The sequence below is a fragment of the Bartonella sp. Raccoon60 genome, from assembly GCF_002022585.1.
GTDB classification, from domain to species: Bacteria; Pseudomonadota; Alphaproteobacteria; order Rhizobiales; family Rhizobiaceae; genus Bartonella; species Bartonella rochalimae.
On sequence record NZ_CP019786.1, the window covers coordinates 881,929 to 900,676 of the forward strand.

The following is an 18,748-nucleotide window of genomic DNA, read 5'->3' on the forward strand; positions in this document are numbered from 1 at the left end:
TGATAAGCTATTAATCAATTTTTTCAACAATAAGCTCATCAATAAAAGACTCAAGAAAATTACAACGCTTACGTTTCATTGTTTCTGCTAAATATACCGATTTAATAAGCAATAACGACTGATTCAAATCTTCGTTAATTACAACATAATCGTAAGAGCGCCATTGCTGAATTTCTGTTCTTGCATTGTTTAATCGCAAATTAATAATATCTTGGCTATCTTCTGCTCGACGATGTAAACGAGCAACAAGCTCCTTCATTGATGGAGGAAGAATAAAAACAGAAACAGTATCACCCGGCATTTTTTTTTGAAGTTGTTCAGTCCCCTGATAATCAATATCAAACAACATATCCCGACCAGCGTTCAATGCATTTTCAACACTTTCACGTAAAGTTCCATAATAGTTCCCATGAACTTCTGCCCACTCAATAAACTCGTCTCCTGCACACTTACGTTCAAATTCTTTTTTCGAAATAAAATGATAATGAACACCATCTACTTCACTAGGGCGCCTTGCCCGCGTTGTCATACTGATAGAAAGCTCTAATTGTTGATCTTTTAGAATTAACCGCGAAATTGTTGATTTGCCAGCACCTGAAGGAGAAGAAAGAATAAATAGAAAACCGCGACGTTTATTTTTTTTTTGAGCACTCAATTCATTATCAAATAATGTCATACTGTTACTTTTTTCAAAATTTTCTAAATATGAATTCTAAATTTAAGAAGATTTACTATTTTTCTAACGCCCGCCATTTACGAACGTTTGCATTATGTTCCTCCAAAGTTTTAGAAAAAACATGTCTACCTGAACCGTCGGCTACAAAGTAAAGTGCATCACTTTTCGGAAAACTTGCCACTGCCTTTAAAGAATCGCGACCTGGATTTGCAATAGCTGTTGGTGGCAACCCATCAATTTTATAAGTATTATATGGCGTTTCTCTCTCAAGATCTGACTTATAAATTGGACGATCTACAGGTTTACCTTTTCCACCAAAAATACCATAAATTACCGTTGGATCAGATTGAAGACGCATACCCTTAGCAAGACGATTATAAAATACTGCAGCCACTTGCGGTCTCTCTGTTGCAATCCCTGTTTCTTTTTCAACAATTGATGCCAATATAACAAACTCATCAATAGACTTGATGGGTAAGTCTGGGGAACGAGTAGCCCATATTGCATTAATTAATTTTTTTTGTTCTTCACATAACCTTTTTATAATTTCGACACGTGTTGTGCCACGAATAAAATGAACAGTATCCGTCACCAAACTGCCTTCTGGAGGTAAAACTTCCGGAAGATCACCAATCAAAATTTCATTGGCTGATAACCGGTCAAATACTTGTTGAACCGTTAAACCCTCAGGCACTGTAAAACTATATTCAACAGACTTTCCTTTTACAAGAATATTCATAATATCATGCATCGAAGCATACGCCGGAATTAAATATTCACCGGCTTTAAGACGGGTTGTGTTTTGGTAATAACCAACCCCATAAATAAAAATATCAGATGATCGAATAAGACTACGTTTTTCAAGCAATGATGCAATTTCACGAATTCCTTTTCCAGAATCAATAAGAATAACTTGTTCTTTCTCAGCAATCCCTTTACCCTCAAAAATGTTCTTTACAATATAGAGAGGAATACCAACAACTAAAAGAACAACCACAACAAGCGTTAGAAAAAAATTACCGAGAATAATAAACGGATTGCGCAAAATATGCGATCTTTTCCGTTTTTCATGTAACAATCCATTATTATTTGGTGGATAACTTAATGAAAAGTCATTTATATTCTTCAATGATGACTTACTTTTTGCATCAAACATAACCTACTAACCTTAATAATTTCAGGTATTTTACTAATAATTTCTCACTCAAATCTTATAGTCAAAAAGCTCATCAAGGCAGCCATAACAAATGAAACTACTTAGTTATTCACTAAAACGCCGCATTACTAAAGATGCGTTTGTTCCACCAAAACCAAATGAATTAGAAAGAACTATATCAATTTTTCTCTCACGTGGTGTATACGGCACAAGATCAATTTTTGTTTTAACAGATGGATTATCAAGGTTAAGTGTTGCTGGAGCTATATTATCCCGTATAGCTAAAATACAAAAAATAGCCTCAGCTGCACCAGCTGCACCAAGTAAATGCCCAATAGATGATTTAGTTGATGACATTGATACCTTCAACGCATGATGACCTAAAACACGCTCAACAGCAGCTAGCTCTATAACATCAGCCATCGTTGATGTACCATGAGCATTAATATAATCAATATCGCTCACATTCACTTGCGCACGCTTAAGAGCCAATATCATACTACGCTGCGCACCTTCACCACTCTCCGAAGGAGCTGTAATATGATAAGCATCACCAGACAAACCATAACCAATCACTTCTGCATAAATGCGAGCGCCCCGCTTTTTTGCATGTTCAAGCTCTTCCAAAACAACAACAGCAGCCCCTTCACCCATAATAAAACCATCACGATCGGCATCATAAGGACGTGATGCACGCTCAGGTTCATGATTATACCCAGTAGAAAGAGCTTTACAGGCAGCAAAACCAGCAAGAGATATGCGATTAACTGGAGATTCAGCCCCCCCTGCTACCATCACATCTGCATCACCTAATGCAATTAAACGAGTTGCATCACCAATTGCATGAGCACCGGTCGAACAAGCTGTTACAACCGAATGATTAGGACCACGTAGACCATATTTGATGGAAACATAACCAGAAGCAAGATTAATCAAACGGCCTGGAATAAAAAAAGGAGAAATTCGCCGTGGACCTTTATCACGAAGTGTATAACCAGCCTCAACAATGCCCTCAACACCACCAATACCAGAACCAATCATAACACCCGTCTGTATCTGCTCTTCATCACTTTTGGGAAACCATTCAGCATCTGCAAGTGCCTGATCAGTAGCAGCTATTGCATAAGTAATAAATGCATCAACCTTACGCTGATCCTTAGGCTCCATATGTAAATCAGCATTATATGTACCATTTGTTCCATCCCCTAAAGGAATACGGCCAGCAATTTGACATGGTAAATCAGCCACCTCAAACTCAGTGATGCGTCGAATACCACTTTTCCCTTCAAGAAGCCGCTTCCAACTCCATTCAACATCACTAGCGAGTGGAGATACTAATCCCAAACCAGTAACAACAATACGTCTCATGTTTCTAACCTTGAACCACCCACCTCTAGAAACCATATTGTCAAAATATGCCCTAAACTAAAAAATCAGGCAAAAGCATAAAATACTTTTGCCCTTTAAGTAAAATTATAGAGAAGCTTTATCAATAAACTTCACTGCGTCACCAACTGTGAAGATTGTCTCAGCAGCATTATCCGGAATTTCTATACCAAACTCTTCTTCAAAAGCCATCACAAGTTCAACCGTATCAAGGCTATCTGCTCCTAGATCATCGATGAAGCTTGCATTTTCTACGACCTTATCTGCGTCAACTCCGAGATGCTCTACGATAATCTTCCTAACGCGCTCTTCTGTATCACTCATATTGAATCCTCGAATTATATTGTTTTCCTGTACTTGGTTAGCGATATAAGTTCATATAATCAAGTAATAGATGCATTGCTCCAAAACTTTAGCGATAAAACATAGAACATTCCGTGAATATCTCCTCTTAAATGTACTAAATTGATACCCTGATAAGTCGAACAATTACCATATTTAAAGAAATAAACTTACTGTTTTATTTCACTTATCGTTATCTAAAATAATAATGATTATAAATCAATGTAGAATACAGCAAATACTCAAATCATTGCCATACCACCATTGACATGTATTGTTTGTCCAGTCACATATCCTGCCTCATCACTCGCTAAATAAACAACTGCAGAGGCTATTTCTTGCCCTATTCCCATACGCTTCATTGGAATTGTAGCCATAATTTTTTCTTTCTGCTTTTCATTCAATTGATCAGTCATCGCGGATTGAATAAATCCTGGAGCAATACAGTTAACTGTTATATTTCGCGATGCAACTTCTTGTGCCAATGACTTTGAAAATCCTATTAAACCAGCTTTCGCAGCACAATAATTCGTTTGTCCAGGATTACCAACAACACCAACAATAGAAGTTATATTAATAATACGTCCATAACGCCGCCGCATCATATTATATGTTAGCTCACGTGTTAAAGTAAAGGCAGCTGTCAAATTCACTGCCAATACATCATCCCAATCCTGATCCTGCATACGTACAAAAAGACCATCTCGAGTAATACCAGCATTGTTAACAAGAATATCAATTCCATCCATCTCTTTCTCTGCTGTTTTAGCCAATTGCTTGACAGCATCACGGTTAGAAAGATTAGCGGGGAAAATAAAAGTGTCTTTACCAAGATCTACAGCAATTTCTGTGAGTCTTCCTTCACGCGTTCCATGCAACCCAACAATAACTCCTTGTGCATGTAAAGCACGAGCAATTGCTTCACCAATATCTCCTGATGCTCCTGTTACAAGAGCTTTACGACCTGTTAATTCAAACATTTTTTAGACTCCTTAAGATTAAACACCTAGCACTTGTAATGCTGATTCAATTTCCTCAGCCGTACCAATTGTCAAACCATTAATATCCTTATTAATACGGCGCGCTAAACCTGTTAATACTTTTCCAGAGCCAACTTCAAAAAGAACATCAACCTTATTAGCTCCAAACCATTCGATTGTTTCACGCCATCGCACCCGCCCAGTAACCTGTTGAACAAGAAGCATAAAAATACGTTCCGGATCACTTTCTGGTGTAACAGAAACATTCGCAACAAGCGGAACAACAGGTGCTTTTTTATTAACAGCTCTAAGGGCGTCTTTCATCGCATCAGCAGCAGAACTCATCAAAACTGAATGAAACGGCGCTGATACAGAAAGAAGCAATGTACGTTTAGCTCCTTTTTGTGAAGCAATCTTGATAGCTGACTCGACAGCTTTTGCTTCACCTGAAATAACAATCTGTCCACTGCCATTATCATTAGCGATTTGACACACTCCCTCTCCTAAAACGAACTTGCAAATTTCTTCAACATCTTGCTCATTCAAGCCAATAATTGCCGCCATTGCACCTTCACCAACAGCAACAGCTGTTTGCATAGCATTTCCCCGAATCCGTAAAAGTTTTGCTGTATCAGCTAAACTAAATGTACCAGCAGCACAAAGTGCCGAATATTCTCCTAAAGAATGGCCAGCAACAAATTTCACCTTCTTTGCTATATCAAATCCCAACTTTTCCATGACACGAATAATTGCCATAGACACGGCCATCAATGCTGGCTGTGCATTTGCCGTTAATGTCAAAACCTCTTCTGGTCCTTCAAAAATAATTTGTGATAATTTCTCACCTAAAGCATCATCAACTTCCTCAAAAACCATGCGTGCTTCAATAAATTGCTCTGCAAGTACTTTTCCCATACCAACAACTTGGCTTCCCTGTCCTGGGAAAGTGAATGCTGCTACCATCATCATCTCCAAAATTAAATTTTAGATTTATCTTCTTTTCAACCAATTCAATAAACATAAATTACAACAAATCAACTTAATTTAAAATTGAGTACCTATATGAAAATTATATTTCAAAGGTGGAATTTGATATAGAAATTTAGGAAAATATGATGCAACAAACCGAATAATAAACCAACTTACAAAACTTCCTAAAACCACACCAGCCAAAACATCAAAAGGATAGTGTACACCTGTAAAAACACGTCCCCAACAAATTAATAACAAAAATATCAATGCAAACTTAGAAGCAATTTTGTATCGATACAAATAAAGATTAACAAAGTAAGACACAATAACTAATGCATGATTACTTGGAAAAGAAGCTGTTTCCCGATGTTTAATAAGAGGTCGCATCAAACCTGCAATAAATGGACGTGGACGATAATAAATAAGAGAAATAATATAACCTATAATAAGAGCAACACAAATACTAAGACCAATACTTAAAGCAACACGCCTTTCCGTACATCCACCACAAAACCATAATACACAAAGATGTATAGGAATAATATAAATTAAAAACTTTGCACAAATGATACCAAACCAAACAAAAATCAAATCCATTTGATTACTCTTAGCAAGCATTTCGAAAAGTGCTATATCAATCTGGTGTAAAACGTTCATTCTTATCTCACTTAATATATCATTATCTTCCTATTATACCATTTTTTACTAAAGGAAACAGTAATATGATAAAGTTAAAGTGAAACGCAAAATGTATAAAAAATATCCTAAGACTCAATAAATGATATTTTTTGTAAACACCAACTTGCTATTTTTAAAGATAAGCTGTAAATATTCAATGTTCATTACCGGTATTTGGCTGGGGGTTGAACGGAGGGCTGGGAAAAACCAGTGGGAATATAATAATTCCGGCCTCCTGTGTCTCCGCTCTCGAGTGTCTCGAATGCAAACGCGCCCTTTCTTCTTTGGATTTTCCAATAAAGACAAGTCGCAGAGGCTTTGCGCCAAAACTAGTAGAATTTAATTGAAGAAAGGCAAAATAATGGCTCTTTATGAACATATATTTCTTGCCCGACAAGATATTGCACCACAGCAAATTGATGAGCTTTTAGAAACTTACAAAGGCGTTATCGAAGCGAATGGTGGAAAAGTTGGGCGTGTAGAGAATTGGGGTCTTCGTTCTCTTGCTTACCGAATCCGCAAAAATCGTAAAGCTTATTACGTATTGATGAATATTGACGCTCCAGCATCAACAATTGCTGAACTTGAGCGTCAAATGCGTATTAATGAAGATATTTTGCGTTATATGACTGTCCGCGTAGAAAAACATGAAAAAGAACAATCGACAGCACTTTCAGGACTCAACCGTGATAGCTTCTCTAATCAAAATGAAGAGAAAGCTCAAAATCTGCACCGTCAACATGAAAATCCAACAGGAGGAATAGCATGATGACTGATATTCAACAAACTTCGATACGTCGTCCTTTTCATCACCGCCGTAAAACATGTCCATTTTCGGGTGCAAATGCTCCTAAAATTGATTATAAAGATATCAAGCTGTTACAGCGTTATATTTCAGAGCGTGGGAAAATTATTCCTTCGCGCATCACAGCTGTTAGTCAAAAAAAACAACGTGAATTAGCAAATGCTATTAAGCGTGCTCGTTTTCTTGGCTTACTTCCATATGTTGTCAAATAAATTTTAATTTATTATGTAGCCAGAATTTTTTCTGGCTACTTATTCTTTTTCTTTAATACTTTACAAAACATATTTTAATTATAATATATCCAAAAAAGTTGGGGTATTATATACCTCTAACTGCAAAAGGCAGGACAGCGATCAATGGAAGATTCCTATTCTTATAAAACAATAATCGGCGTTTTAGCAGGACTGTTTACTGCTGTTATAGGGATGGCAATCATCAATGTTTCAAATATCATTCCCTATTGTTCTCTTTTTTTAGGTTGTTTTATTTCTCTTCCAATCTTTATCGCAGCATTTAGATATGGTACACTACCTAGCCTTATTGCTTTAATTAGCGCTACTTTTGTTCTTTCCATAACCAATAATATTTATATTGGTTTTAGTTTTATGTTGTTGTTTTTTCTTCCTGCTGTTTATGCTTCTTGGCTCCTTGGATTTGCACAACCAGTACAAACAATACAAGAAGAAAATTCGTTGATGTGGTATCCATTACCACCAATTATTTTTCTTTTAACAAATTTTATTGCCTGTATATCAACTTTTATTGGAATTTATATTCAAAATCATCCATCTTCTCCTATTATTGCGAAGCAAATTACCGAGAATATAGTACAGACTATGCGACAATCGCAGTCTATAAACGAAACTAATATTCTTTCTTTTACTGAACTTGTAATGACACATACAGCAACTCTAACAGCAGTAATATTGACCGTTTACAGTTTATTGTTTTTTATTGCAAATCTTTACTTTTCAATGATGATAGCACGCCATATAAATTGTTTGAAAAGACCTCGTGATGATTGGAAACAAAATTTCCGCCTTCCAATTTGGGGACTTATCATTTTCATTTTTGCTTTTATAGCCGCAATGATTGAAACCAATTCTATTTTAAATTTAGGCGCAAATGTTTTTATCACTGCCTATACATTTATCATATCAGTTACTGGTCTAGCATATCTCCATAATATTACAAAAGAAATAAGTGGTCGAACGATAATATTATCTTTTGTTTACATTGCTATTTTAACTGTTATTTTTACTGTACCTATTTCTTTTATGCTGCTGCTTATGGGCATTTGGGCAACCATTCAATATAACAGCCAATCACACAAATCTCACTAATTGATTTAATTCGAAAGGAAAAACTATGGATATCATTTTGCTTGAACGCATCACTCATCTTGGTCAGATTGGTGATATTGTCTCAGTTAAAAATGGCTATGCGCGCAATTTTCTATTACCTCAAGGTAAAGCTTTACGTGCTAATGAAGCCAACAAAAAGCACTTTGAAACACAGCGCGCACAGCTTGAAGCTCGTAACCTTGAACGCAAAAACGAAGCTCAAAAAATTTCTGAAAAACTTGATGGACAATCATTTACTATTATCCGTTCAGCTGGTGAAACAGGACAACTTTACGGTTCCGTATCAACACGTAATATTGCTGATATTATAACAGAGAATGGCTTTTCGATTGAACGTAACCAAATTGAACTTAATCACCCTATTAAAACCATCGGTCTTCACACCATTTCTCTCAGCTTACACCCCGAAATTCAAGTTTCTGTAACAATTAATATTGCACGCTCAACTAGTGAAGCGGAGCGTCAAGAAGCAGGTGAAAATCTGACTTCTACTGAAGCAATATATGGTACTCAAGAGCAACCATTAACAAAAGAAACTGATAACCATGTAGAAAACAACCTTAATGAAGAAAGTCACAGTTAATGAACATCTTTTTCTTACTTAACTGTTTGTTTTTTCTTCTCTCCCATTAAAATTGGTATATCATGATAATATTTAGCCGAAAGGCTAAATATTATTAATAGGAAGATTGTTATGGAAGAAACCGGCATCTCTAATCTGATCCCTCAGCAAAAAGAAGAATCCACCTTTTTTCGGCAGATGCCACATAATATTGAAGCTGAACAAGCATTGCTTGGCGCGATTCTTATTAATAACGATGCACTTGATCGCGTGTCAGATTTTTTAAAATCAGAACATTTTTTCCAACAATTACATCAACAACTCTTTGAAGTTGTATCACAAATTATCAAAAAAGGAAAACTGGCAACCCCTGTCACTATCAAACCTTTTATTCCAGCTGAAGAAAAAATTGGAGATATTACTGTATTTAATTATGTTATTCGTTTAGCTAAAGAAGCGGTAACAATTATTAATGCTGAGGATTATGGACGAGTAATTTATGACCTTTTTATCCGACGTTCCTTGATTAATCTTGGAAATGAAGTTGTCAATACCTCATTTGATGCCCCTTTAGAATTGACACCAATTCAACAAATTGAAAAAATCGAGCGTGATTTATTTCAGCTAGCAGAAAAGGGAAAATATGGTGGTGGATTTGAGAGTTTTGATGAAGCTATTAAAAAAGCTATTGATATGGCAGGAATAGCAAAAAAGCGATCTTCACGATTATCAGGTATTGCTACTCACATAAAAAAGCTTGATGAACAAATGGGAGGATTACAGCCTTCTGATTTAATTATCATTGCAGGACGTCCTGGTATGGGAAAAACTGCTCTTGCTACCAATATTGCTTTCAATATTGCTAATACTTATAACTGTGATACAAAAAAAGAATCATCGCCAGACAATGAGGGGGGAATTGTCGGATTCTTTTCGCTTGAAATGTCATCAGAACAACTTGCAACACGTATTATTTCTGAGCAAATAGAGGTCTCTTCTTCTAACATTCGTCGAGGCAATATCTCAGAAGAACAATTTGCAAAATTATTACGCATAATGAATCGCCTACAAAAAGTTCCACTTTATATTGACCAAACGGGTGGCATATCAATCACACAATTAGCTGCACGTGCACGTCGCCTCAAGCGACAACACGGTTTAGATGTTTTGATTATTGACTACATACAGTTAATGACAAGCAATTCAAAACGCTCATCTGAAAGTCGCGTTCAAGAAATTACAGAAATCACCACAGGATTAAAGGCTTTAGCTAAAGAGCTTAATGTTCCCATTATTGCTCTTTCACAGCTTTCACGCCAAGTCGAAAATCGGACAGATAAACGTCCACAACTATCAGACTTACGTGAATCTGGTTCAATTGAGCAAGATGCGGATGTTGTTATTTTTGTATATCGTGAAGAGTATTATCTCAAAAATGAAGAGCCTAAGATAGGAGGTCCAGAACATTTAAAATGGCAAGCATCAATGGATGAAGTTTTTGGAAAAGCTGATATTATCGTAGCGAAGCAACGCCATGGACCAACAGGCATAGTCAAACTCTCTTTCCAAGCTGATTTCACACGCTTCAGTGATCTGGCAGACAGTAATTATCTTCCAGAACAATATGGTTAAACCATTATGGTACGTAATCGTCTTCAATTTATTTGCCAAGATTGTGGCACAGTCCATTCACGTTGGGCTGGAAAATGTCACTCCTGTGGAAATTGGAATTCTCTTACTGAAGAAGGTACAAATAGCGGTGTAGGAAGTGGCCCTCCTAAAAATATTCGTAAAGGTCATATAGTTACACTTACATCTCTTTCTGGAGATATCGAAAATGTTCCGCGTATCCATTCTGGCATTGCTGAGCTTGATCGTGTTACCGGAGGTGGTTTTGTCCGTGGATCAGCATTACTGATTGCTGGCGATCCAGGCATAGGAAAATCAACATTACTAACACAAACAGCAGCAGCCTTATCGCAAAAAGGGTATAATGTCATCTATGTATCAGGTGAAGAAGCTATTACACAAATTCGCTTACGTGCACAAAGACTTAATGCTACAAATACAGCAGTTCAACTCGCTGCTGAAACTAATGTTGAAGATATTCTAGCAACTTTAAATACACATAAAAAACTTGATATGGTCATCGTTGATTCCATTCAAACTTTGTGGTCAAATCTAGCAGATTCAGCACCTGGAACCGTAACACAAGTCCGCATCAGTGCTCAAGCAATGATCCATTTTGCAAAAAACACAGGAGTTTCTGTTGTTCTTGTTGGTCACGTCACAAAAGATGGACAAATTGCTGGACCTCGTGTTGTCGAACATATGGTTGACGGAGTTTTTTATTTTGAAGGTGAAGGTGGACACCATTATCGAATTTTAAGAACTATGAAAAACCGCTTTGGACCAACGGATGAAATTGGCGTCTTTGAAATGTCTGACAGAGGATTACGGGAAATTTCTAATCCATCTGAATTATTCTTAGGTGAGCGTAATGAAAAAGCGCCGGGAGCTGCGGTTTTTGCAGGAATGGAAGGTACACGCCCTATATTAGTAGAAATTCAAGCTCTTGTTGCTCACTCTTCGCTTGGTATGCCACGGCGTGCTGTCGTGGGATGGGATGGGAATCGTCTTTCGATGATTCTAGCCGTATTAGAAGCTCATTGTGGTATCCGCTTTGGACAACATGATGTCTATCTTAATGTTGCAGGTGGTTACCGAATATCAGAACCTGCAGCTGATTTAGCAGTTGCAGCAGCTTTGGTATCTTCTCTTGCAAACATCCCTCTTCCAACTCACTATGTGTATTTTGGTGAAGTCAGCCTCTCAGGAGCAATCCGTTCCGTTGCACATTCAGGACAACGCATTAAAGAAGCAAAAAAGCTAGGATTTCAAGGAGCTTTTCAACCTATAACAACAACAGAAATAATAAAATCACAAAATTTTCAACAACATACATTCTCTGATCTTCCTGAATTGATTGCGGCTATTACTTCAGATGAAAAACGCTCTGTACCACAAAAAATAATTAAAGAGAAAATTCCATAAAACGCAAAAGATTCTTGATATAAAAATAGAAAGTCGACATAACCAAAAATCAAAAATATATTTCTATACATTTTTATACTGATTATAACGAAATGCAACGCATATATCATATATAAGGAATCAAAAAATGAGTGTAACAATTCTAGACGGTATTGTCGTAGTAGTTATCCTATTTTCTTCTTTTCTAGCCATGCTTCGCGGTTTCTCACGTGAAGCGTTATCATTCATTTCCTGGATAATTGCAGCAGTTTCAACATTTTATTCATTTAAACTTATATTACCCTTCACTGAACAATATCTCTCGAATAAAATGATAGCATTGGTTATCACATTTTTCATGATTTTTATCACTGTTCTTGTCATTACTTCTATCATCACTATGAAAATTGCTGATTTTATTATTGATAGTCGAATTGGCGCACTTGATCGCACCGTTGGATTTATTTTCGGAGCATTTCGTGGCTTATTAATCGCTGTCATCAGCATACTGCTTATTAATGCACTTGTTAAACCTGAACAACAATCCGATTGGCTAAAAAATGCACAAACAAAACCTATGTTAGATTCACTGAGTAAAAAAATAGCAGAAATGATGCCAAAAGATCTTGATTATACCTTTGAAATAATAGAAAAATTCTTTAAAAAAGATGACACCTCAGATAATTAAATTACAAATATTATTAGACGAATTAACGATGCTCTTATTCACAGAATAAGAAATGGTTTTATTAAGAATGAGCTTTAAATCATATGGAGTCTATGATATCGGCTATTTCTTACGTCATAACTGAAAGAATATGATGACAAAAATCGACGTCTCTTGTCAGGAATTTTCGTTAGATGACGATACACTTCATGAAGAATGTGGGGTATTTGGTATCCTTGGACATGAAGAAGCAGCAACACTGACAGCTCTTGGGCTACATGCGTTACAGCATCGTGGACAAGAAGCTGCAGGGATTGTTTCTTATCATAACAAGATGTTTCACCAAGAAAAACATTTAGGTCTTGTAGGTGATCACTATACAGACTCCGCAACATTAGCTCGCCTACCAGGAGATCGTGCTATTGGACATACCCGCTATTCAACCACAGGTGAAGTAGCATTACGCAATGTACAGCCTCTTTTTGCAGAATTAAATGCTGGAGGCATTGCTATTGCTCATAACGGCAATCTAACAAATGGCCTTACATTACGCCGCGAATTAATTGCCTCTGGTGCTATCTGTCAATCAACATCAGATTCTGAAGTCTTTCTCCACCTTATTGCTCGCTCACGCCATGAATCATCATCCGATCGCTTTGTTGATGCTATTCGGCAAGTAGAAGGTGGATATGCTATGTTAGCATTAACACGTACTAAACTAATTGCCGCACGTGATCCAACAGGCATTAAACCACTTGTTATGGGTGAGCTTGATGGTAAACCAATCTTTTGTTCAGAAACCTGTGCTCTTGATATTATTGGAGCGAAATATATTCGTGATGTTAAAAATGGTGAAATCATTATATGTGAAATACAAAAAGATGGTCAAATCACTACAAAAATTATTAAACCAGAAATAGAGAAGCCTGAAAGGCTTTGTCTTTTTGAATATGTCTATTTTGCCCGTCCTGATTCAATTGTCGGAGGACGAAGTGTCTACGTAGTCCGAAAAAATATGGGTATACATTTAGCACGAGAAGCACCTTGTGACGGTGATGTTGTGGTTCCTGTTCCTGATGGGGGTACGCCTGCAGCAATTGGTTATGCACAAGAAATTGGAATTCCTTTTGAGTTGGGCATTATTCGTAATCATTATGTTGGTCGTACTTTTATTGAACCAACTCAACAAATTCGTGCTTTCGGTGTTAAATTAAAGCATTCTGCAAACCGTTCTATTATTGAAGGAAAGCGTGTTATTTTAATCGATGACTCAATTGTACGTGGAACAACATCTGTAAAGATTGTAAGAATGCTCCGCAATGCAGGAGCAAAAGAAGTTCATATGCGTATTTCCAGCCCAATGATTTTATATCCCGATTTTTATGGTATCGATACACCTACAATTGAGAACCTTTTAGCTAATCAATATCCAAACCTACAATCCATGTGCAATTTTATTGGTGCTGATTCATTAGACTTTCTTTCAACTGATGGTCTATATCTTGCTGTTATAGGAGAAAAACGAAACAATTCTCATCCACAATTTACTGATCATTATTTCACTGGTCATTATCCTACACATCTTACTGATCAAAAAAGTACTCCAATAGTTCATAAATTGTCTGTCCTGAAAACAAGAAATTAATAATGATAAAATCTGATTTTGATCTTACTGGATGTGTTGCTCTTGTCACAGGGGCCTCTAAAGGAATTGGTTATCATCTAGCATTAGAGCTAGCAAAACGCGGCACTCATATTATTGCACTTGCACGAACAATAAGTGGTTTAAAAACGCTTAATAATGAAATTAAAAAAAAAGGTGGTTCTGCAACATTAGTATCACTCGATTTGCATAATATGGAAGCCATTGATGAATTAAATGTATCAATTGACGAATGTTGGAAGAAACTTGATATTTTAGTTGCAAACGCTGCAATCCTAGGGACTCTTTCGCCAATAGCTCATATCGAAAATGCAATGTTTGAAGACATTTTGCAAATAAATCTTACCAGTCAATGGCGTTTAATGAAAGCGGTTGAACCTTTATTGCTCAAATCTAATGCTGGACGTGCTATCCTTCTGTCATCAAGTGTTGCTCATTGCGCACGCGCTTCCTGGGGACCTTATGCAGCTTCTAAAGCCGCCCTAGAACTTCTTGCTCGTTGCTGGGCAGAAGAACTCAAACACACATCTATTAAAGTTAATTGCGTTAACCCAGGTGCAACACGTACTACAATGCGCGCACAAGCTCTTCCTGATGAAGATCCCCAAACCCTACCTTCTCCGCAAGAAGTTGCAGCAGAAATAGTCTATCTCTCATCACCTCACTTAAAAGAAACAGGAAAGCTTTTTGATGTTCGTAAAAAACGATTTATGAACTATCATATTCCTGATTAACCGTAATCTATATATACTACAAAACCAATTACAGCTTTTCTAGAACAAATACTTTACTTTTTTATAGCTAATTATAGAACTCTCTAATTATTCATTAGCTACTATAATGTTTTTGATTTTTCCTTCTAAAGCAGCTTTTTTACTATAAGTCCAAGCACTATAGGGAAGAAAAGCCATATAACCAAAAGCTGTTATTAATAAAGTATACCACATATAAGTAGCCAGAAAACCAACATAAATAACAATAACTAGCATACATGGTATGACAACATCTCGCCTCAAATTATTACCTATTGTTTTTCCACTCCAAACTGGTAAACGACTTACTAAGAGAAAAGCAACAATCACAGTATAAAAACTAAAGAATAAAGCCCATCCCCAATTGGGGATTAAACCGACTCCCCCTAAATAAACAGGTAATAAAAGCATTAATGCACCTGCTGGTGCAGGAACACCAATAAAATAATTCCTCTGCCACTCTGGTATATCAGAATCATCTAGCATCACATTAAAACGAGCTAACCGCAAGCAACACGCAACACAGTAAACAAGCGCAGCTACCCAACCGACCTGATGAGCCTGAGTCAGTATAAAAGAATAAACAACAAGAGCAGGAGTAACACCAAAATTAATAACGTCAGCAAGTGAATCCATCTGCGCTCCAAAAGATGAAGTACCATCCATCAAACGAGCAACACGACCATCAGCTCCATCTAAAATTGCTGCCAAAAGTACTACCAAAATAGCTGATTCATAGCGATTCTCAAAAGCCAAACGAATACCATTCATTCCTGCACAAATTGCTAAAATAGTAATAATATTAGGAATAATATACCGCATCGGTATAGGTGAACGCCGCCGATGAGCAATATCACCACTTTGTCTTTCAGGTTCAAATGAAGAAAACGGTGAAGAATTTTTCATGTCTCATCCTAATCAAGTCTAAAGTCACTTACAGCAACGTCATCACCAAAGGAACCTAAAACTGTTTCCCCCGCAATTGCTATCTGACCAACTGCAACACGCAATTTTACATTAGCTGGCATATAAACATCAAGACGAGAACCAAAACGAATTAATCCAAAACGTTGTCCAGCAATAATTGAATCATCTGTTTTTTGCCAACAAACAATCCGACGAGCAATCAATCCTGCTATCTGAACGACACCAATTTTTCCATGTTCACTATCAATCACCATTCCATTACATTCATTAAATTGACTAGCTTTATCAAATTCAGCATTAGAAAATTTACCAGGACGATAAACGATAGACTCTATTGTCCCACTCATAGGAACACGATTGATATGACATGCAAAAATATTCATAAACACAGAAACACGTACCATTTCTTGATCGCCTAATCCCAGCTCTGCAGGCGGAACACATGGCTCAACAAAAGAAATGCGACCATCAGCAGGAGAAAGAACCCAATCTGAATTCACAGGTATCACTCGCTCTGGATCACGGAAAAAATATATACACCACATTGTTAGAACAAGACCACACCAAAACAATGGACTCCAGATTAAACCTAAAATGAGTGAAACGACAAAAAATGCTACAATAAATGGATAACCTTCTTTGTGAATTGGGACAAATCCATTTTGGATAGATTTTACAATAGTCATATAACTTCCTATTCATAGATAATTTAATAATTAATAAATATTTTTCTTCCCCCTATTTGTATATTTAATCAATCATTATACATACAATCAGCTACCATTTTATGTAATTTATTTATCACGATTAACAACACCTAGTTCATCCTCTTCACGCATTTTTCGTAATTTCTCTTCAGCTTGTGAAGCCTCAAGCTGCTTATCCCACATTGATGCATATAAACCTTTTTTGCATAAAAGATCAGCATGTGTCCCTTTTTCAATAATACGACCATTTTTAAGCACCAATATCTCATCTGCACCAACCACAGTTGAAAGACGATGAGCAATAATCAATGTTGTACGCCCGCTGCTTACAATATTCAATGCTTGCTGAATTTCCTGCTCTGTCGTTGTATCAAGAGCTGAAGTTGCTTCATCTAAAATCAGAAGTGGTGGTGCTTTTAAAAGTGTTCGTGCAATAGCTAAGCGTTGTTTTTCACCACCAGATAATTTAAGACCACGTTCACCAACTAAAGATTGGAATCCCTCTGGAAGCATTTCGATAAATTTCGATATCTGTGCCATTTCAGCAGCTTTGCGCATCTCTGCATCTGTAGCATTTGGGCGTCCATAATAAATATTATATGCAATTGTATCATTAAATAAAACTGTATCTTGTGGCACCATGCCAATCACTTCACGCAAACTTTTTTGAGTGACATCACGGATATCCTGTCCATCTATGGTTATTGCTCCCTCACTAACATCGTAAAATCGAAAAAGTAATCGAGAAATAGTTGATTTACCAGCGCCTGAAGGGCCTACGATTGCAACAGTTTTACCTCCAGATACTTCAAAATCAATATCTTTGAGAATTGGACGAGTTGAATCATAGGAAAATTTCACTCGATTAAACCGAATAGTACCGTGAGTCACCACAAGCGACTTAGCATTTGGTTTATCAATAATTTCTTGCGGAACATCCAAAAGATCAAACATTGCTTCAATATCCGTTAAACCCTGCCGAACTTCACGATAAATTGAGCCAATAAAATTCAATGGAATAGATAGCTGCATTAGCAGCGCATTAATAAAGACGAAATCTCCCAAAGTTTGCGTCGCATAAGCTACTTCGTAAGCTGACATTAACATAAGAATTGTCATCCCAATACCAAAAATAAGGGCTTGACCAAAATTAAGCCAGCTTAAAGAAGTCCAAATCTTCACTGCAGTTTTTTCATAACCAGCCATAGAATCATCAAATCGACGCGCTTCTAGAGTTTCATTGCAAAAATATTTAACTGTTTCAAAATTCAACAAAGAATCAACTGCACGTGTATTTGCTTGTGTATCCGCCGTATTCATCTCTTTCCGAATACTAATGCGCCAATCACTTGCCTTAATTGTAAACCAGGTATACAAACCAACTGTTATCGTAACGACAAGAAAATAATACCACCCATAACTTATATAAAAAATAAATGCTGCTAGAATAAATTCTAAAATAGTTGGTATTGTATTAAGAATTGAAAATCGAACAACGGCCTCAATTCCCTTTGTGCCGCGTTCAATAATGCGAGAAAGGCCACCAGTTTTCCGTTCCAAATGGAAACGTAAAGATAATTCATGTAGATGAACAAAAGTCTTATATGCTAATTGGCGAATAGCATGCTGACCAACGGTCGCAAAGAGAGAATCGCGCAATTGATTAAATCCAGCCTGAGCAATACGCGCAACGTTATAAGCCAAAACTAATATGATAGGCACTACCCAAATCGATGAAGAAGACCACACAGGTATCTTAAACGCTATATCAAGTGCATTCGTAGCATACTTAAAGAAATATGGAACAAATACAAGAATCAGCTTTGCTAAAATAAGGTAAAATACCGCCCATACAACGCGCATTTTTAGATCAGATCGATCTGATGGCCACATATAAGGCCATAAGTTATAAAGTGTGCGTAGGGTCTGACCTGAAGCCGCTGACACTGTTTTTATGATTCTATTCTGTTTCATAAAATCTTGACTTCTTTATTACCCATTTAATGCGCACAAAAACAAGCTCCTATATTGCTCTTTCATAAAATTATATCATACCTTTTATCTACCTCTAGTAAACT

19 protein-coding genes are annotated in these 18,748 nt (G+C 36.7%); 9 read left to right on the plus strand and 10 right to left on the minus strand.

The window, feature by feature from the left end; genetic code table 11:
* Window positions 1–10: 10 nt before the first annotated feature.
* From gmk to Bra60_RS03880, 7 genes are all read right to left on the minus strand, one after another.
* The gene (gene gmk / locus Bra60_RS03850) at window positions 11–676 is read right to left on the minus strand and encodes a guanylate kinase (RefSeq protein ID WP_078688668.1); all 666 of its coding nucleotides are present in this window, start codon (window positions 674–676) and stop codon (window positions 11–13) included.
* Between the two features lie 55 nt (window positions 677–731).
* Window positions 732–1,832, minus strand: a complete 1,101-nt coding sequence (gene mltG / locus Bra60_RS03855) for an endolytic transglycosylase MltG (protein WP_078698087.1) — start codon at window positions 1,830–1,832, stop codon at window positions 732–734.
* Between the two features lie 105 nt (window positions 1,833–1,937).
* Window positions 1,938–3,200, minus strand: a complete 1,263-nt coding sequence (gene fabF, locus Bra60_RS03860) for a beta-ketoacyl-ACP synthase II (protein WP_035007266.1) — start codon at window positions 3,198–3,200, stop codon at window positions 1,938–1,940.
* 105 nt (window positions 3,201–3,305) lie between these two features.
* On the minus strand, window positions 3,306–3,542 hold the full coding sequence (locus Bra60_RS03865) for an acyl carrier protein (protein WP_035007265.1): 237 nt from the start codon (window positions 3,540–3,542) through the stop codon (window positions 3,306–3,308).
* A gap of 260 nt (window positions 3,543–3,802) precedes the next feature.
* Window positions 3,803–4,540, minus strand: a complete 738-nt coding sequence (fabG, locus tag Bra60_RS03870) for a 3-oxoacyl-[acyl-carrier-protein] reductase (RefSeq protein ID WP_078688670.1) — start codon at window positions 4,538–4,540, stop codon at window positions 3,803–3,805.
* 18 nt (window positions 4,541–4,558) lie between these two features.
* Window positions 4,559–5,503, minus strand: a complete 945-nt coding sequence (gene fabD / locus Bra60_RS03875; protein ID WP_078688671.1) for an ACP S-malonyltransferase — start codon at window positions 5,501–5,503, stop codon at window positions 4,559–4,561.
* Between the two features lie 81 nt (window positions 5,504–5,584).
* Window positions 5,585–6,169, minus strand: coding sequence for an undecaprenyl-diphosphatase (locus Bra60_RS03880; protein WP_078688672.1), 585 nt, complete (start codon window positions 6,167–6,169; stop codon window positions 5,585–5,587).
* 382 nt (window positions 6,170–6,551) lie between these two features.
* On the opposite strand from Bra60_RS03880, the gene rpsF reads away from it, so the two are divergent.
* The 9 genes from rpsF to Bra60_RS03930 all read left to right on the plus strand — a co-directional run bounded on the left by rpsF (window position 6,552) and on the right by Bra60_RS03930 (window position 15,018).
* Window positions 6,552–6,959, plus strand: coding sequence for a 30S ribosomal protein S6 (rpsF, locus tag Bra60_RS03890; RefSeq protein ID WP_078688673.1), 408 nt, complete (start codon window positions 6,552–6,554; stop codon window positions 6,957–6,959).
* On the plus strand, window positions 6,959–7,207 hold the full coding sequence (rpsR, locus tag Bra60_RS03895; RefSeq protein ID WP_035007423.1) for a 30S ribosomal protein S18: 249 nt from the start codon (window positions 6,959–6,961) through the stop codon (window positions 7,205–7,207). Before rpsF ends, rpsR begins: the two co-directional genes overlap by 1 nt.
* 144 nt (window positions 7,208–7,351) lie before the next feature.
* Window positions 7,352–8,338 carry a hypothetical protein gene (locus Bra60_RS03900; RefSeq protein ID WP_078688674.1) on the plus strand — a complete coding sequence of 329 codons (987 nt, stop codon included), beginning with the start codon at window positions 7,352–7,354 and terminating at the stop codon, window positions 8,336–8,338.
* A 25-nt stretch (window positions 8,339–8,363) separates the two neighbouring features.
* Entirely contained in the window at window positions 8,364–8,942 is a 579-nt protein-coding gene (gene rplI / locus Bra60_RS03905) for a 50S ribosomal protein L9 (RefSeq protein ID WP_035007253.1), read from the plus strand.
* 111 nt (window positions 8,943–9,053) lie between these two features.
* Window positions 9,054–10,553, plus strand: a complete 1,500-nt coding sequence (locus Bra60_RS03910; RefSeq protein ID WP_078673840.1) for a replicative DNA helicase — start codon at window positions 9,054–9,056, stop codon at window positions 10,551–10,553.
* A 6-nt stretch (window positions 10,554–10,559) separates the two neighbouring features.
* The gene (radA, locus tag Bra60_RS03915) at window positions 10,560–11,975 is read left to right on the plus strand and encodes a DNA repair protein RadA (protein ID WP_078688675.1); all 1,416 of its coding nucleotides are present in this window, start codon (window positions 10,560–10,562) and stop codon (window positions 11,973–11,975) included.
* A 127-nt stretch (window positions 11,976–12,102) separates the two neighbouring features.
* Window positions 12,103–12,642: a CvpA family protein gene (locus tag Bra60_RS03920; protein WP_078688676.1), complete on the plus strand. Its 540-nt coding sequence runs from the start codon at window positions 12,103–12,105 to the stop codon at window positions 12,640–12,642.
* 133 nt (window positions 12,643–12,775) lie between these two features.
* On the plus strand, window positions 12,776–14,266 hold the full coding sequence (purF, locus tag Bra60_RS03925) for an amidophosphoribosyltransferase (RefSeq protein ID WP_035007246.1): 1,491 nt from the start codon (window positions 12,776–12,778) through the stop codon (window positions 14,264–14,266).
* A gap of 2 nt (window positions 14,267–14,268) precedes the next feature.
* Window positions 14,269–15,018 (plus strand): SDR family NAD(P)-dependent oxidoreductase, encoded by a 750-nt coding sequence (locus Bra60_RS03930; RefSeq protein WP_078698088.1) that lies wholly within the window; start codon window positions 14,269–14,271, stop codon window positions 15,016–15,018.
* An 87-nt stretch (window positions 15,019–15,105) separates the two neighbouring features.
* On the opposite strand, the gene pssA is transcribed toward Bra60_RS03930, so the two are convergent.
* The 3 genes from pssA to Bra60_RS03945 all read right to left on the minus strand — a co-directional run bounded on the left by pssA (window position 15,106) and on the right by Bra60_RS03945 (window position 18,644).
* On the minus strand, window positions 15,106–15,942 hold the full coding sequence (gene pssA, locus Bra60_RS03935) for a CDP-diacylglycerol--serine O-phosphatidyltransferase (protein ID WP_078698089.1): 837 nt from the start codon (window positions 15,940–15,942) through the stop codon (window positions 15,106–15,108).
* Window positions 15,943–15,950: 8 nt separating this feature from the next.
* Window positions 15,951–16,649, minus strand: a complete 699-nt coding sequence (locus tag Bra60_RS03940; protein WP_078688680.1) for a phosphatidylserine decarboxylase — start codon at window positions 16,647–16,649, stop codon at window positions 15,951–15,953.
* Window positions 16,650–16,757: 108 nt separating this feature from the next.
* Window positions 16,758–18,644 carry an ABCB family ABC transporter ATP-binding protein/permease gene (locus tag Bra60_RS03945; RefSeq protein ID WP_078688681.1) on the minus strand — a complete coding sequence of 629 codons (1,887 nt, stop codon included), beginning with the start codon at window positions 18,642–18,644 and terminating at the stop codon, window positions 16,758–16,760.
* Window positions 18,645–18,748: the final 104 nt, after the last annotated feature.

Bases quoted from the DNA above. Each gene is read 5' to 3' on its own strand.
- gmk (WP_078688668.1), bottom strand. From the start codon at position 676: ATGACATTATTTGATAATGAATTGAGTGCTCAAAAAAAAAATAAACGT.
- mltG (WP_078698087.1), bottom strand. From the start codon at position 1,832: ATGTTTGATGCAAAAAGTAAGTCATCATTGAAGAATATAAATGACTTT.
- fabF (WP_035007266.1), bottom strand. From the start codon at position 3,200: ATGAGACGTATTGTTGTTACTGGTTTGGGATTAGTATCTCCACTCGCT.
- Bra60_RS03865 (WP_035007265.1), bottom strand. From the start codon at position 3,542: ATGAGTGATACAGAAGAGCGCGTTAGGAAGATTATCGTAGAGCATCTC.
- fabG (WP_078688670.1), bottom strand. From the start codon at position 4,540: ATGTTTGAATTAACAGGTCGTAAAGCTCTTGTAACAGGAGCATCAGGA.
- fabD (WP_078688671.1), bottom strand. From the start codon at position 5,503: ATGGTAGCAGCATTCACTTTCCCAGGACAGGGAAGCCAAGTTGTTGGT.
- Bra60_RS03880 (WP_078688672.1), bottom strand. From the start codon at position 6,169: ATGAACGTTTTACACCAGATTGATATAGCACTTTTCGAAATGCTTGCT.
- rpsF (WP_078688673.1), top strand. From the start codon at position 6,552: ATGGCTCTTTATGAACATATATTTCTTGCCCGACAAGATATTGCACCA.
- rpsR (WP_035007423.1), top strand. From the start codon at position 6,959: ATGACTGATATTCAACAAACTTCGATACGTCGTCCTTTTCATCACCGC.
- Bra60_RS03900 (WP_078688674.1), top strand. From the start codon at position 7,352: ATGGAAGATTCCTATTCTTATAAAACAATAATCGGCGTTTTAGCAGGA.
- rplI (WP_035007253.1), top strand. From the start codon at position 8,364: ATGGATATCATTTTGCTTGAACGCATCACTCATCTTGGTCAGATTGGT.
- Bra60_RS03910 (WP_078673840.1), top strand. From the start codon at position 9,054: ATGGAAGAAACCGGCATCTCTAATCTGATCCCTCAGCAAAAAGAAGAA.
- radA (WP_078688675.1), top strand. From the start codon at position 10,560: ATGGTACGTAATCGTCTTCAATTTATTTGCCAAGATTGTGGCACAGTC.
- Bra60_RS03920 (WP_078688676.1), top strand. From the start codon at position 12,103: ATGAGTGTAACAATTCTAGACGGTATTGTCGTAGTAGTTATCCTATTT.
- purF (WP_035007246.1), top strand. From the start codon at position 12,776: ATGACAAAAATCGACGTCTCTTGTCAGGAATTTTCGTTAGATGACGAT.
- Bra60_RS03930 (WP_078698088.1), top strand. From the start codon at position 14,269: ATGATAAAATCTGATTTTGATCTTACTGGATGTGTTGCTCTTGTCACA.
- pssA (WP_078698089.1), bottom strand. From the start codon at position 15,942: ATGAAAAATTCTTCACCGTTTTCTTCATTTGAACCTGAAAGACAAAGT.
- Bra60_RS03940 (WP_078688680.1), bottom strand. From the start codon at position 16,649: ATGACTATTGTAAAATCTATCCAAAATGGATTTGTCCCAATTCACAAA.
- Bra60_RS03945 (WP_078688681.1), bottom strand. From the start codon at position 18,644: ATGAAACAGAATAGAATCATAAAAACAGTGTCAGCGGCTTCAGGTCAG.